We start from the raw sequence: 14,064 nt of genomic DNA, 5'->3' as shown, positions 1-14,064 counted from the left end.
GCTTGTGTGTCTCCTCTTCCCACCTTTGGTTCACCAGGACTTTCCCTGGCGCATAGTCTGCCGCGGGATCGCTTCAGCAGGCGCTTAACCGCCTGCCAAACAACTCCGCTGCGCCTTTACCTGCGTTCTTCAGGCCTTTAAACGCTGTTCCAGCTTGCCCTTGGCAGCTTCCAGCGCCGGCGGCAGCTTGTGCTTGAGCTTGTCAAACAGTTCAGAATGCAGCTTGAGTTCGTCTTCCCAGGCGCTATTATCGATCGACGTGATCTTTTCATACTTGTCGCGGCCGAATTCCAGGCCGTCCCAGTGCATGTCTTCATAGCGCGGCGTGACGCCGAACAGGTGTTCGACGCCTTCCGAGGCCTTGCCCTCGATACGTTCCAGCATCCATTTCAGCACGCGCATGTTGTCGCCAAAACCCGGCCAGACGAAGCGGCCGTTCTCGTCGGTGCGGAACCAGTTGACACAGTAGATGCGTGGGAGGGTTGCGCCGGTTGCGCTCAGCTTTTCGCCGATTTCCAGCCAGTGCTGGAAATATTCGCTCATGTTGTAGCCGGCGAATGGCAGCATCGCGAACGGGTCGCGGCGCACCACGCCTTGCTGGCCGGTGGCCGCGGCGGTGGTTTCGGATCCCATGGTGGCAGCCATGTAGACGCCTTCGACCCAGTCGCGCGCTTCGGTGACCAGCGGGACCGTGGTCGAACGGCGGCCGCCGAAAATGAAGGCCGAGATCGGCACGCCGGCCGGATCGTCCCAGGATGGGTCAAGCACGGGGTTGCTGGTGGCCGAAACGGTGAAGCGCGCGTTCGGGTGGGCTGCCTTGCGGCCGGTTTCCTTGCCGATTGCAGGCGTCCAGTCCTTGCCCTGCCAGTCGATCAGGTGCGCCGGCGGCTCCTTCGTCATGCCTTCCCACCACACGTCGCCGTCATCGGTCAACGCGACATTGGTGAAGATCGTGTTGTCCTTCAGCGATGCCATGCAGTTGTAGTTGGTGTCGCTGTTGGTGCCCGGGGCGACGCCGAAATAGCCGGCTTCCGGATTGATCGCATACAGGCGGCCGTCGGCGCCCGGCTTGATCCAGGCAATGTCGTCGCCGATGGTGGTGACTTTCCAGCCTTCGAAACCGGCCGGCGGAATCAGCATCGCGAAGTTGGTCTTGCCGCAGGCCGACGGGAAAGCCGCCGCGACATAATGCTTCTTGCCTTCCGGGTTTTCGACGCCCAGGATCAGCATGTGCTCGGCCAGCCAGCCTTCTTCGCGGCCCATGTTGGAAGCGATACGCAGCGCGAAGCACTTCTTGCCCAGGAGCGCGTTGCCGCCATAACCCGATCCATAGGACCAGATTTCGCGGGTCTGCGGATAATGCACGATGTACTTGGTGGGATTGCATGGCCAGGCCACGTCTTTCTGGCCCGGTTCCAGCGGCGCGCCAACGGTATGCACGCAAGGCACGAACTCGCCATCGCTGCCCAGCACCTCGTATACTGCGCGGCCCATGCGGGTCATGATGCGCATGTTGACGGCCACATAAGGCGAGTCGGACAGTTCCACGCCAATATGAGCGATCGGCGAACCGAGCGGGCCCATGGAGAACGGCACCACATACATGGTGCGACCGCGCATGGCGCCGTCGAACAGGCCGTTCATGGTGGCGCGCATTTCGGCCGGAGCCATCCAGTTGTTGGTCGGGCCGGCATCTTCCTTGTTGTCGGTGCAGATGAAGGTGCGGTCTTCCACCCGCGCCACGTCGGACGGGTCGGAGCAGGCCAGGTAGCTGTTCGGACGTTTTTCCGGATTCAGCTTCTTCATGGTGCCACCTTCGACCATCAGGGCGCACAGGCGGTTATATTCTTCCTCGGAGCCATCGCACCAGTAGATGCTGTCGGGCTTGGTCAGCGCGGCGATTTCCGCGACCCAGCTGATCAGTTTCTGGTGTTTGACGTAAGACGGGGCCTCGACGGCGGTGACGCCGTTCATTACAGGCTGATTCATGAGTACTACCTCCAATGCCAATAAAAAAAATCTGTCCCGGCACGGCAGGATCGTCGCTGTTGCTGGCGCAGTAAGGCGCGCCACGGCGGTCTTGTCGAAACGCTGGCAATCTGCCGCGCCGCCCGCGCTAAATGACAGCGCCAGGCTCAAGGGTGAAAAGCGGACTCTTGCTCAAAATGGTGGGTGATTGTACACCTGTCTTTTTTGCAAATCCAATGACCAAACACAAGTTTGGAGGAAATAGTAGCCGACTGAAATAGTAGGCTATTAAGGGATAACATATTGTTTTATCGAAGAATTTTATTCGGGAAATTGCTGCAATGCGCCATTTTTGGTCGTCTTCTGCATTCTCGGGGAAGGCGGGCTATCATTTCCCGCGAAACAATTCTTTCCCTACCAATGCACTCCCCGATTTCCAGGAATTCTTGATGAAAATTGCGATTCTCGATGATTACCAGGACGCCGTCCGACAGCTCGATTGTTTCCGTCTGCTGGACGGCCATGAGGTCAAGGTGTTCAACAACAGCGCGCGCGGCGTCGGGCAGCTGGCGATACGGCTGGCGCCGTATGACGCCCTGGTGCTGATCCGGGAACGCACCTTAATTCCCAGGGCATTACTGGAAAAACTGCCCAGCCTGAAGCTCATTTCGCAGACCGGCAAGGTCAGCGGCCATGTGGACGTGGCCGCCGCAACGGCGCGCGGCGTGACCATCGTCGAAGGCAGCGGCGATCCCACCGCGCCGGCCGAGCTGACCTGGGCGCTGGTGATGGCAGCCAGCCGCCGCATCACCCAGTACAGTGCGAACCTGAAGCAGGGACTCTGGCAGACCGCCTCGCTGGCGCCGCAGCATAACCGGCTTGGCGTGGTGTTGAAGGGCAGAACGCTGGGCATCTGGGGCTACGGCAAGATCGGCCGCAAGATGGCCTCGTACGCAAAGGCATTCGGCATGAATGTGCTGGTCTGGGGGCGCGCGCCCAGTCTGGAGGCGGCGCGCCAGGACGGCCACGGCGCGGCGGCCAGCAGGGAGGAATTCTTTGCGCAGTCGGACGTGCTGACATTGCATCTGCGCCTGAACGACGCCACCCGCGGCATCGTGCAGGCAGCCGACCTGGCCGCGATGAAGCCGACGGCCATCCTGGTCAATACCAGCCGGGCCGAGCTGATAGCGCCCGGCGCGCTGGAAGCGGCGCTGATCCAGGGCCGCCCGGGCCAGGCCGCGATCGATGTGTTCGAACAGGAGCCGCTGCCGCCCGATTCCCCGCTGCTGCGCATGGAGAACGTGCTGGCCACGCCGCACCTGGGCTATGTGGAAAAGGATGGCTACGAACTGTATTTCGGCGCAGCGTTCCAGAACATCGTCGATTTCGCCAGGGGTGAGCCGAAAAATGTGCTCAATCCGGAAGCGCTCGAAGGCAAGGCTTCCGGGCCGGCTCAGTAAGTCTTGTAAGGCAGGAACTTGCCGGACAGGACCACGTTGACACGGTCGCCCTTGGGATCTTCCTGCCGCTGGATATCCATGGAGAAGTCGATGGCGCTCATGATGCCGTCACCGAATTCCTCGTGGATCAGTTCCTTGATGGTGCTGCCGTAGACATTCACGATTTCATACCAGCGGTAGATCAGCGGATCGGTCGGCACCGCGGTGGCCAGCGATCCCTTGTACGGCACGATCTGCAGCCAGGCGGTTTCCTCGTCGCTCAGTTCGAACAGGTCCTGGGCCGCCGCGGCCTGGGCCTGTGTGAAAGTCATCTGGCCCAGGCAGGCCGCCGTGGTCCACTCCTTGCTCTGGCCTATGCGGGTGGCGATGTCGCGCCATTGCAGGCCTTTCCTGACTTTGGCGGCGAGTATCTTGCTGGTGACTTGCATGCGGTCCATGGGCGCTCCTGTGTGGTTGACCACCCGTTTCAGCAAGAGCCATGCCATAAAGATTGCGTGATGGAAGCGCCATCGTGGTGCGGGACGGGGCGTTCTGCACAAGATCAGGGCGCTTTGCGGCTGACCCGCGCGGGCAGGACCGGGATGGATAGTCCGGAGACGAGGCGATGCGCCGCAACCAGCTACCGGAATCGACGTGGCCAGTATCGGCAAGCCAGGCACGCAAAAAGCGCCTGAAAGCATGAAGGAGAAGGAAGGATGGTGATTGTCAGCGTCAATACCGCCCCCGTGGGCAACCTGTTCGGCGCGCACGCCGCAGCACAGCGCCATGTGGCGACCGGCATCCACAAAGAGGCGCGTACCGGGCCGGTGGTCGTTGGACGGCTGGGGCTGGACGGCGATGCGCAGGCGGATCGCAGGCTGCACGGCGGTCCGAACAAGGCGGTGTATGCCTATCCGGTCGAGCATTACGCCTTCTGGGAAGCGCAGCGGCGGCGGGCTGGCAAGGCCGATGCGGCGCTGGACTATGGCGCGCTGGGAGAGAACCTGACCATCGAGGGCTTGCTGGAACAGGATGTCTGGCTGGGCGACCGGCTGGCGCTGGGCCGGCTGCTGCTGGAGGTCAGCGAAGTGCGCACGCCCTGCTTCAAGCTGAATGTGAAGATGGGCCTGGCCAATGCCGCCAGACTGATGGACCAGAGCGGCGCCACCGGCTTTTACCTCAGGGTGCTGCAGCCCGGCCTGGTCAACGCCGGCGAGACGGCGCGGCTCCTGCCCGGTCCGCGCCAGCTGTCGATTGCGCAGATCAACGAACGTCGTCGGACGGGACGCCAGCCGGATTTATTCTGAGTAGCCGGATCGCCGGCACGCTGGTCCAGAGGCCGGCCCAGCCAGGGGGCCATGGCAGCGCCGGGCCGGCATAGTCCGGCACGCCGCGCCGCACCGCGATCACCGGCAAGCCTTCCGGCTGCGCCTCGCGCTGGTCCCAGCCCAGGCTGAAGGCGTAATCGGGCAGCAGCGCTTCGCATACCATCTCGAACCAGGCGGTATGGTCCTGGTCGCGGCCCAGCGCTTGCGCCATGCCTTGCGGATCGAACCTGGCCAGCGCGCTGCCCAGCTCCTGGGCGTCGGCGCCCGGCGCGTCGCCCCAGCCCATGATGGGATTGAGGTTGTACTCGGCGCCCGAGCCATACCAGCCTTCGCGCCACGGCCGCTGCATCCAGTTGCGCGGCCCGGTGAACAGATGCCAGCGCCAGTGCAGGCCGGACGCCTTGGGCCAGCTGTACAGGTAGAGCCGCTGGTAGCCGGCGCGGTGCAGGTCACGCACCATTTCCATCAGGCGGGCATGCGGCATCCGCGCCGGCGGCTGGCGCCGGAACAGGATCGGTTCGCCATCCGCATGCTGTACCTGGTCGGACGACAGGTTCAAGTCCAGCGTACGCCCTTCCGCACCAAAACGCGCCGAGACCCACCCGGTCAGCAGGTTGACCGAGGTGATCACGCCATAGCCGCGATAGCGATGGAAAATAACGGTTCCGGGAGCAACGGGTTTCATGTTCGAAAGGGAAAGGAGGGCTTGCAGGATGCCAGTGTAGCGGTATTCGCCGCGCGCCTGACAGGTGAATTTCACCGGGCGGCGAAAGGGGATGCCATGCTTTGATTCATGATTCATGCCGGAAATTCCCGGCCCGGCAAAATTTTCGCGTGGCCGCGGCTAGGCTATGATAGCCGCGGTCTTCCACTTCTCTTTTCCCTGCCATGAGTGTCTGCATCATCGCCGCCGGCGGCACGTTTGAGAAACATTACGATGAAATCGCCGGCAAGCTGGGCTTCGGCGCCAGCGTGCTGCCGACGGTCATCGCGCGCAGCCGCATCAGCCAGCCGGTGAGGCTGGAGCAACTGCCCCTGCTGGACTCGCTGGACATGCAGGACGCCGACCGCGAGCGCATCCTGCAGGCCTGCAGCGGCGCGCCGGAACAGCGGCTGGTGATCGTTCATGGCACGGATACCATGCCGGAGACCGCGCGCCTGCTGGGGCCGGCCGGGATGGACAAGACCATCGTGATCACCGGCGCAATGATTCCCTATGACATCGCCAATTCGGACGCCCTGTTCAATTTCGGCATGGCCTTCGGCCTGGTGCAAACCCTGCCGGCCGGCGTTTATATTGCGATGAGCGGCCAGGTGTTCAGTTGGGACAATGTGCGCAAGAACCGGGCACAGGGCGTGTTCGAGACACTGCAGCCCTGACCCCCGACTTTCAAGCACGACGTTTGATGCTTGCAGCAGGGCGTTCACCCGCCAGGCGGCGCGGCAGCCGCATCGGCTGCTGTATGGCTCCCCGCTCCCTCGCTCCCCCTCCGCCTTGCATCAGGCGTCCGCCCGCTCCTGGAAGTAGCGTAGCGAACGAAACAGCGGCCCGATGGTGAGTACGATCACCGACATCCTGATTACATGAAAGGCAGTGACGATGGGCACGCCCAGCTGCAGGGTGCGCGCGGTCAGGCTCATCTCGGCGATGCCGCCCGGCGACGTGGCCAGGATGGCGGTGGCCGGGTTGATGCCGCTGATCCAGGCCAGCAGCAGGCCGAATCCGCCCGCCACCAGGATGGCCAGCAATGCGCACAGCGCCACGCTGGCCAGATAGCGCGGCGCGGTGTGCAGGAATTCCGGCGTAAAGCGGGTGCCGAGGGAAATGCCGATGAACAGCTGGCCGAAATGCGTCATCCATTCCGGCAGCGCAGACAGGTTCGCGCTGAAGGCGGTGAGCAGTATGGATACCGCGAGCGGACCGATCACCCAGTTGTTCGGCCAGCGCAGGCGTCCCAGCAGCAGCGCCCCGCTGGCGGTCAGCAGCACCAGCAGCGCCAGGCCGTCATAGCGCACTTCACGGGCGCCGGGGACGAAGGGGTCGGCGCCATGCACATCGAGAAACTTGAAGGCGAACGGCACGATGGCCACCACCATCATGATGCGCAGGCTGTGGGCGGCGGCGATGCGGTCGACTGCGGCGCCGTGGTGCTCGCCCTGCGCCGCCATTTCCGACGCGCCGCCTACCGCCATGGCGAAGAAGGCGGTGACGCGGTCCACGTCCGACAGCCGGGACAGCAGCCAGGCGCCGGCCAGGCCCAGCAGCATGGCAAATGCCAGGCCAGCCACGATCCAGACCGCATACGAGGCCAGCACGCCCAGCACCAGCGGCGTGAAATACAGGCCCAGCGCCGTGCCGATTGCCCACTGGCCGCCCTGCCTGACCTGTGCCGGACAGAACAGCGCAATGCCGGCCATGCGGGCGGCGGCGCTGGCGAACAGCGGCCCTATCATCCACGGCAAGGGCGTATGGAGGAGATTGCACAGGCCGGCCGCGGCCAGGCCCAGCAGCAAAGTCAGCAGGAAGGAACGAAGATCGGACGATGAAGCGAACGGCATGGGTTGGGGTGATGTGATCGGGCGTGCGAAATGCGGCCAGCCGGTATTGTAGAGGGCAACAGGGTTCGCGTCCGGAATGGCCATCCAGTCAGGTCAAGGTCTGGCGCTGCGCCTGCCGGCTGACAGCGCGGTGCATGATAATGTGTGCAGCAGCGTCGCGGATTGCTACTCATTGTCGATTGCCGGGCATGGGGATGCCAACGAGGTTGTTGAGATGCGCCTCTTCTTCCACGCTGCGCGGCCATTTATCACTGATCACTGACACTGACACTGACACTGATTGTCATCACAAGCACAACGAGCCTGTCCCATTTTGTTCAAGGAATGCCATGAATACTCCATGCCAATTCAACCGAAAAGCCAGCGCCTGGCTGATCTCCCTGCTGATCGCGGCTCTGGCAGCCGGTTGCGGTGGTGGAGGTGGAGGTGGTAGCGACAGCGGCAGCCCGGATCGAACGGGTAACCTGCAGCCGGATGGCGTAGTCAGCGACGGCGGCGTGCCGGTCAACATCCTCAATGAAGCCGGGGCGCCGCGGCAGACCGGCGACATGGCTGCAGATGGCTTCAACTGGTTCAATTTCCGGCGGCAGCAGATGGGCCTGGCGCCTGTTGCCCGCAATGCGCAGGTGGACAAGGCGGCGCTGGCGCATTCGAATTACCAGGCCATCAACGATTTCATTACACACGATGAAGTGTCCACGCGGCGCGGCTTCACCGGGGCCACCGTATTCGAGCGCCTGCAGTCGGCGGGCTATTCCCTACCCGTAAGCAATTACGCCTTCGGCGAAGTCATTTCCGCCACCGGAGACAAGAGCGGCGTCAACGCCGCCGAAGAACTGATCACCGCCATCTATCATCGCTTTGTGATCATGGAGCCCAAATTCCTTGAAGCCGGCGCGGGCATTGCCACCGGCAACAGCGGCTATACCTACTTCACGACCAATTTCGCGACTCGCACCCTGAATCAGGGCGGGCTGGGCAATGGCGGCCTGGTCACCTACCCGTTCAACGGCCAGCAAAACCTGCCCACCGTGTTCTATTCGAACCAGGAGCAGCCTGACCCGGTGCCGGACCGCAACGAGGTCGGCTATCCGGTCAGCGTCCATGCCGATATCACTTCCACACTCAAGGTCAGCAGCTTCACCATCAGTCCGCGTGGCCGTGCACCGTTGTCCACCCTGCTGCTGACCTACGACAACGACAAGGAAATCGCCGAACCGTCGGTAGCCGCCATCATCCCGATCGACGTGCTGCAGCCGCAGACCGACTACGACGTGCGCTTCACCGGCACGGTCGACAACGTCGCCGTGAATCGTTCATGGTCGTTCCGTACCCGATAAGAGCCGAAAGCCCTCACCGTTCTACCTTGCCCGGCCGCTGTCCTTGAATACCGACAGCGCCTGCGTCACCCGCCGCGCCTGATCCTGCAGGCTGGCGGCCGCCGCGGCGGCTTCCTCCACCAGCGCGGCATTCTGCTGGGTGACCTGGTCCATGTCGTTGACCGCCTGGTTGACCTGGTCGATGCCCTGGCTCTGCTCCTTGCTGGCCACCGTGATCTCGGCCATCAGCGTGCTGACCTGGGTAATGGCCATGGTCATTTCCTCCATGGTGCGCCGGGCCTGGGTGACCTTGGTCGTGCCGGTGTCCACCTTGCTGACCGAGTCGCCGATCAGCACCTTGATTTCCTGGGCGGCGGCGGCCGAGCGCTGTGCGAGTGCGCGCACCTCGGACGCCACCACGGCAAAGCCGCGGCCCTGTTCGCCGGCGCGGGCCGCTTCCACCGCTGCGTTAAGGGCCAGGATGTTGGTCTGGAAGGCAATGCCGTCGATCACCGAAATGATGTCGACGATGCGATGCGCCGCCTGGCTGATCTCCTGCATGGTGGCGCCCGCCTCGCCGACCGCCGCGCCGCCGCGCTCGGCAATGCTGCAGGCCATGCTTGCGAGTTCGCTGGCATTGACCGCATGGCCGGCATTCTGCTTCACCGTGGAAGCGAACTGCTCCATGCTGGACGCGGTTTCTTCCAGGCTGGAGGCCTGCGCCTCGGTGCGGCCGGACAGGTCCATATTGCCGGCGGCGATTTCCCGGGCGCCTACCAGCATCGTGTCCATGCCGGCCCGCACGTCGCCGATGATGGAACGCAGATTCACATTCATTTGCTGCAGGCCCTGCATCAGCTGGCCCATCTCGTCGTCATTGCTGCTGTTGAAGCTGGTCGCCAGGTCGCCGCCGGCGATGGCGCGCGCTGCCTGCACCGCGTCGCGCAGCGGCGCAATGACGCGGGCATGCAGGCTGGCCCACAAGCCCAGGCAGATCGCCATGCCGGCGATTTCAGCGCCGGTGCGCCAGCCTGCATCGCCTTCCATCCAGCCGGATATTGCCAGCCCGGCCAGCAGCAGGTTGAGCGCAGCCATGGCCAGGCCGATGCGGCTCGAAAGACGCAGACGTGTGAGAGCCGCAAGCCGGCCGCGCCAGCCGCTGCGGGCAATGCGGCCATTGCGGACCATCAGTCCGCAGTCCGGGTTGTCGCGCAACTCGCGGTAGGCTGCCTCGGCTGCCTGGACCGCAGCCCGGTCGGGGCGTCCGCGCACCGACATGTAGCCGACGGTCACACCGTTCTCGCGCACTGGCGTGACATTGGCCATCACCCAGTAGTGGTCGCCATTCTTTCGGCGGTTTTTTACCAGGCCGGTCCAGGGACGGTCGTCCTTGAGGGTAGCCCACATGTCGGCAAACGCTTCGACCGGCATGTCCGGGTGGCGTATCAGGTTTTGCGGCGCACCCAGCAATTCCTCTTCAGCAAAGCCGCTGACTTCGATGAAGCAGGCATTGACGTAGGTGATGTTGCCGTGGGTATCGGTCTTGGAGACGATCGCCTGGCCATCCTGTAGTTCATATTCGCGCTGGGTGACCGGCAAGTTCATCCGCATGATGCGTGCTCCTAATTTGTTTCTAGCAAGCAATCATGATGCATGTGGAAAACCGGAAAAAATTGATTTGGATCAACTTTTATTGACCATAGGTAATAAATTGGTCGGTATTGTTGGTAAATGACAGTTACAGCGCAAGCGCAATCCTATTTGCGCGACACGTAGCTGTTTCCTTCCAGGTAAAACCGCAGCGGTCGTGCCGCCCATTCGCCCGCATAGTCGACGCCTATCCTGGGCCGCTTCACTACCGCGACCGGCCCGCCGGCCGGGCGCGGCAGCACATGCAGCGTCGGGCTGCAGAAGTCGTGGCTGTTCAGGCGCCGGTCTATGTCCATGGCCTTGCACAGCAGGCCCGGCCCGCTGGTCTTGCCATGCAGATTGCGCACCGGCTCCAGCGCCCGCAGCAGCACGGCGGTGCCCTGCCCTTCAGCCTCGGTGACAATGTTGAGGCAGTGATGCATGCCGTAGATCAGGTAGACATAGGCATGGCCCGGCGGGCCGAACATCACCCGGGTGCGCGGCGTGACACCCCTGGCGGAATGCGCGGCCAGGTCGCCCACGCCCAGGTAGGCTTCGGTTTCGACGATCCTGCCGACGCGTTCGACGCCGTCGACCCGGTGCACCAGCAGGCAGCCCAGCAGGTCGCGGGCCACCAGTTCGGTGTCGCGATCGAAAAAATTCCGTGGCAGCCACGGTGCTTCGGCTGATAAAGCAGTACTTGCATGTTCGGGCATCCGATGATGCTGCCATAGAATCCGGCCTCCGGATTTGCACGCACGCATCCAGTGTTGTTAGTTCATGCACCAAAAGTTTGCGCGCCCGCCCTGCGCAGTTAGAATGTCTGACCGAAAAAATTGCCCACCTGCCAATTTCAGACCATGCCTATCAGTCCGCGTCCCACCACCATTTCCCTGGCCATCCTGTTGTTGTGCGCAGCAGCCGCCAGCGTGCAGGCACAGGCGCAGACCAGCACGGCGACATCTTCCGATCCCACCCTGGGCGAGATCGTGGTCAGCGGCAGCCGCAGCGAGCAGCGGCGCTTCGATGTGCCCGGCGCGATCGACGCAGTTGAGGTCGATCCGATGCGGCTCGCCTCGCCGCTGGTCAACCTGTCCGAATTGATGTCCGCCGTGCCGGGCACGCAGGTGCGCAACCGGGAAAACTATGCGCAGGACCTGCAATTGTCGGTGCGCGGCTTCGGCACCCGTTCCACCTTCGGCGTGCGCGGCGTGCGCATCCTGATCGACGGCATCCCGGCCACCATGCCGGATGGGCAGGGCCAGGCTTCCTCCATCAGCCTCACATCGGCCAAGCGCATCGAACTGCTGCGCGGGCCGCTGGCCCAGCTGTACGGCAATGCGGCCGGCGGCGTGCTGCAGGTGTTCACCCAGGATCCGCCGGTGTCGTCCACGCCGAAGTTCGGCGTCGCCGCCGGCATCGGCTCGGACAACCAGCGCCATCTCGACCTGTCGGTCGGCGGCGGCAGCGAGACGCTGGGCGCACTGCTCGACGTGTCGCGCTTCACCACCGACGGCTACCGCGACCACAGCGCCGCAGAGCGGACCCAGGTCAATGCCAAGGTGGTGGCGCGGCCGACTTCGTCCACCCGCATCACGGGCGTGTTCAACAGCTTCGACCAGCCGCTGTCGCAAGACCCGCTGGGGCTGACCCGGTCCGCCTTCAGCAGCAATCCGCGCCAGGTGATTCCGGCCGCGATCCAGTTCAATACCCGCAAGACGATCGAACAGCAGCAGGCCGGCATCGTGGTCGAGCACGATCTGTCGCCGAGCGACCGCATCAATGCCCGCGTCTACGTGGGCCGGCGCGATGTGTTCCAGACCCTGTCGATGGCCGGCAATCAAAGCAATGCGCAGACCGGGTTCACCACCTCGGCCGGCGGCGTGGTCGACCTCGACCGCAGCTTTGGCGGCGTCGGCCTGAACTGGGTGCACAAGACCCGCCTGAACGACATGCCCCTGCAATGGACGCTGGGCGTGGAAGCCGACCGGTTGAAGGAAACCCGCAAGGGCTTCGTCAACAATGCCGGCACGCCGGGCGCACTGCGCCGCAACGAGGACGACACCGCCCGCAACCTGGATTACTTCGGCCAGATCGAATGGGCGTTTTCGCCGCAATGGCAGGCGCAGGCCGGCGTGCGGGTCAGCGAAGTGAAATTCTCGGTCAACGACAAGTACACCGGCGACGGCCGCAATGACAGCGGCGACGTCACCTACCGCAACACCAGCCCGGTGCTGGGCCTGGTGTGGCATGCCAATGACAATGTCAACTTTTACGGCAACCTCGGCACCGGCTTCGAGACGCCAACCCTGGCGGAAAGCGCCTACCGCGCCGGCACCGCCACCGGCCCCAACTTCCAGCTGAAGCCTTCCAAGAGCAACCAGGCCGAGATCGGCATGAAGTCACGCAGCGGCCGTCACACGCTGGACCTGGCGCTGTTCGCCACCCGCAGCCGGGATGAAATCGTGCCCGAATCCGTTTCGGGCGGCCGCACCGTGTTCCAGAATGCCGACCGGGTCGAACGGCGCGGCATCGAAGTCGGCTGGAAGGCCGATTGGGAACAAGTCACCACCCGCCTGGCCTATACCCTGCTCGATGCCCGCTTCGACAGCGACTTCACCAGCACCACCGCCGCCGGCGCCAGGCAGAACGTCGCTTCCGGCAACCGCCTGCCCGGCGTGCCGCGCCATGCGCTGTATGCGCAGGCCGAAACCCGCATCGCCGAAGCCACCACCCTGGCGGTTGAAATGCGCGCCGAGAGCAAGACCTGGGTCAACGACATCAACTCGGAAGCCGCGCCCGGCTATGCCGCCTTCAACCTGCGCCTGGGCAAGGAGTTCCGCACCGCCGCCGCCCGTTTCTACCTGTTCGGCCGCGTCGACAACCTGTTCGACCGCCAGTATGCCGGCTCGGTCATCGTCAATGACGGCAACGGCCGCTTCTACGAACCCGCGCCAGGCCGCCGCCTGTTCGTCGGCGTGCGCAGCCAGTTCTGATGGCCTGGTTCGCGGTTTACCTGGGCGCCGGCGCGCTGGTCGGTGTGCTGGCCGGCCTCCTGGGCATCGGCGGCGGCATGACGCTGGTGCCGGTGCTGGCGGCCATCTTCACGCTGCAGGGCTATGCGCCCGACCATATCGTGCACCTGGCGCTGGGCACGGCGATGGCGTCCATCGTCTTCACCTCCGCCTCCAGCGTGCGCGAGCACTGGCGTCTTGGCGGCATCGACACCTCCATCTTCAAGCGCATGGCGCCCGGCATGGTTACCGGCAGTCTGCTGGCGACCCTGGCCGCCGGCTGGATTTCCCAGCGCCACCTGGCGATGGCCTTCGCCGTGATCGTCTATGCCGGCGCAACCCAGATGCTGCTCAACCGCAAGCCGGCCGCGCACCGGCCGCTGCCGGGACCGCTGCCGCTGTTCATTGCCGGTCTGGCCATCGGCACCATCTGCGGCCTGGTATCGGCCGGCGGCGCCTTCCTGAATGTGCCCTTCATGCTCTGGTGCGGCGTGCCGCTGCGCACCGCGATCGGCACTGCCGCGCTGCTGGGCATCCCGGTGGCCATGGTGGGCACCCTGGGCTACCTGGCGTCGGGCTGGGGCATCGCCCAGCTGCCGCCGTGGTCGATGGGCTTCATCTTCCTGCCGGCGCTGGCCGGGCTGGTCAGCGGCAGCGTGCTGACCGCCCCTTTCGGCGCCCGCATGACGCACCGGCTGCCGGTGCTGGCCCTGAAACGAATTTTCGCCCTGCTGCTCTATGTGCTGGCAACCAAGATGCTGCTGACCTACTGGTAACCCCGGCAGGCCGCGCCCGATTCCAACCACTG

At 64.1% G+C, this 14,064-nt stretch carries 14 protein-coding genes; 8 read left to right on the top strand and 6 right to left on the bottom strand.

From position 1 onward, the window contains the following. Window positions 1-129: 129 nt before the first annotated feature. Entirely contained in the window at window positions 130-1,989 is a 1,860-nt protein-coding gene (locus tag IGW04_RS17815; protein ID WP_194714430.1) for a phosphoenolpyruvate carboxykinase (GTP), read from the bottom strand. Between IGW04_RS17815 and IGW04_RS17810 the strand changes: the two genes are divergently transcribed. Together IGW04_RS17810 and IGW04_RS17805 are read left to right on the top strand one after the other, a co-directional pair. Beyond that, window positions 1,988-2,176 (top strand): hypothetical protein, encoded by a 189-nt coding sequence (locus IGW04_RS17810; RefSeq protein WP_194714429.1) that lies wholly within the window; start codon window positions 1,988-1,990, stop codon window positions 2,174-2,176. The genes IGW04_RS17815 and IGW04_RS17810 overlap by 2 nt on opposite strands. A 241-nt stretch (window positions 2,177-2,417) precedes the next feature. Beyond that, a complete protein-coding gene (locus IGW04_RS17805; RefSeq protein ID WP_194714428.1) occupies window positions 2,418-3,428 on the top strand; it encodes a D-2-hydroxyacid dehydrogenase family protein in 1,011 nt (336 codons plus the stop codon). Here the strand turns inward: IGW04_RS17805 and cynS are convergent. Next, window positions 3,422-3,865 carry a cyanase gene (gene cynS, locus IGW04_RS17800; protein ID WP_194714427.1) on the bottom strand — a complete coding sequence of 148 codons (444 nt, stop codon included), beginning with the start codon at window positions 3,863-3,865 and terminating at the stop codon, window positions 3,422-3,424. The two genes, IGW04_RS17805 and cynS, sit on opposite strands and share 7 nt — an antisense overlap. Window positions 3,866-4,123: 258 nt before the next feature. Here cynS and IGW04_RS17795 point away from each other — a divergent pair, with 258 nt between their 5' ends. Further along, window positions 4,124-4,714, top strand: a complete 591-nt coding sequence (locus tag IGW04_RS17795; RefSeq protein ID WP_194714426.1) for an MOSC domain-containing protein — start codon at window positions 4,124-4,126, stop codon at window positions 4,712-4,714. Here the strand turns inward: IGW04_RS17795 and IGW04_RS17790 are convergent. Then, complete coding sequence (locus tag IGW04_RS17790) at window positions 4,671-5,420, bottom strand: L-asparaginase (RefSeq protein ID WP_194714471.1); 750 nt, start codon at window positions 5,418-5,420, stop codon at window positions 4,671-4,673. The genes IGW04_RS17795 and IGW04_RS17790 overlap by 44 nt on opposite strands. Before the next feature lie 203 nt (window positions 5,421-5,623). On the opposite strand from IGW04_RS17790, the gene IGW04_RS17785 reads away from it, so the two are divergent. Then, a complete protein-coding gene (locus IGW04_RS17785; protein WP_194714425.1) occupies window positions 5,624-6,115 on the top strand; it encodes an asparaginase domain-containing protein in 492 nt (163 codons plus the stop codon). 120 nt (window positions 6,116-6,235) lie between these two features. Here IGW04_RS17785 and IGW04_RS17780 read toward each other — a convergent pair whose 3' ends face one another. After that, entirely contained in the window at window positions 6,236-7,294 is a 1,059-nt protein-coding gene (locus IGW04_RS17780; protein WP_194714424.1) for an AbrB family transcriptional regulator, read from the bottom strand. A gap of 76 nt (window positions 7,295-7,370) precedes the next feature. Here IGW04_RS17780 and IGW04_RS17775 point away from each other — a divergent pair, with 76 nt between their 5' ends. Both IGW04_RS17775 and IGW04_RS17770 read left to right on the top strand, forming a co-directional pair. Next, window positions 7,371-7,556: a hypothetical protein gene (locus tag IGW04_RS17775; protein WP_194714423.1), complete on the top strand. Its 186-nt coding sequence runs from the start codon at window positions 7,371-7,373 to the stop codon at window positions 7,554-7,556. Between the two features lie 67 nt (window positions 7,557-7,623). Then, entirely contained in the window at window positions 7,624-8,634 is a 1,011-nt protein-coding gene (locus IGW04_RS17770) for a CAP domain-containing protein (protein ID WP_194714422.1), read from the top strand. A 21-nt stretch (window positions 8,635-8,655) separates the two neighbouring features. Here IGW04_RS17770 and IGW04_RS17765 read toward each other — a convergent pair whose 3' ends face one another. Together IGW04_RS17765 and IGW04_RS17760 are read right to left on the bottom strand one after the other, a co-directional pair. After that, complete coding sequence (locus IGW04_RS17765) at window positions 8,656-10,224, bottom strand: methyl-accepting chemotaxis protein (RefSeq protein ID WP_194714421.1); 1,569 nt, start codon at window positions 10,222-10,224, stop codon at window positions 8,656-8,658. Between the two features lie 146 nt (window positions 10,225-10,370). Beyond that, the gene (locus IGW04_RS17760) at window positions 10,371-10,958 is read right to left on the bottom strand and encodes a DNA-3-methyladenine glycosylase (protein WP_194714420.1); all 588 of its coding nucleotides are present in this window, start codon (window positions 10,956-10,958) and stop codon (window positions 10,371-10,373) included. Between the two features lie 144 nt (window positions 10,959-11,102). Between IGW04_RS17760 and IGW04_RS17755 the strand changes: the two genes are divergently transcribed. Both IGW04_RS17755 and IGW04_RS17750 read left to right on the top strand, forming a co-directional pair. Beyond that, complete coding sequence (locus IGW04_RS17755; RefSeq protein ID WP_194714419.1) at window positions 11,103-13,238, top strand: TonB-dependent receptor family protein; 2,136 nt, start codon at window positions 11,103-11,105, stop codon at window positions 13,236-13,238. Next, the gene (locus IGW04_RS17750; protein WP_194714418.1) at window positions 13,238-14,032 is read left to right on the top strand and encodes a sulfite exporter TauE/SafE family protein; all 795 of its coding nucleotides are present in this window, start codon (window positions 13,238-13,240) and stop codon (window positions 14,030-14,032) included. Before IGW04_RS17755 ends, IGW04_RS17750 begins: the two co-directional genes overlap by 1 nt. Window positions 14,033-14,064: the final 32 nt, after the last annotated feature.

This window comes from Noviherbaspirillum soli, from assembly GCF_015352955.1.
Classification (GTDB): domain Bacteria; phylum Pseudomonadota; class Gammaproteobacteria; order Burkholderiales; family Burkholderiaceae_D; genus Noviherbaspirillum_A; species Noviherbaspirillum_A soli.
Note: the sequence above shows the minus strand (reverse complement) of the source record. Positions and strands in the feature narration are given on the sequence as shown.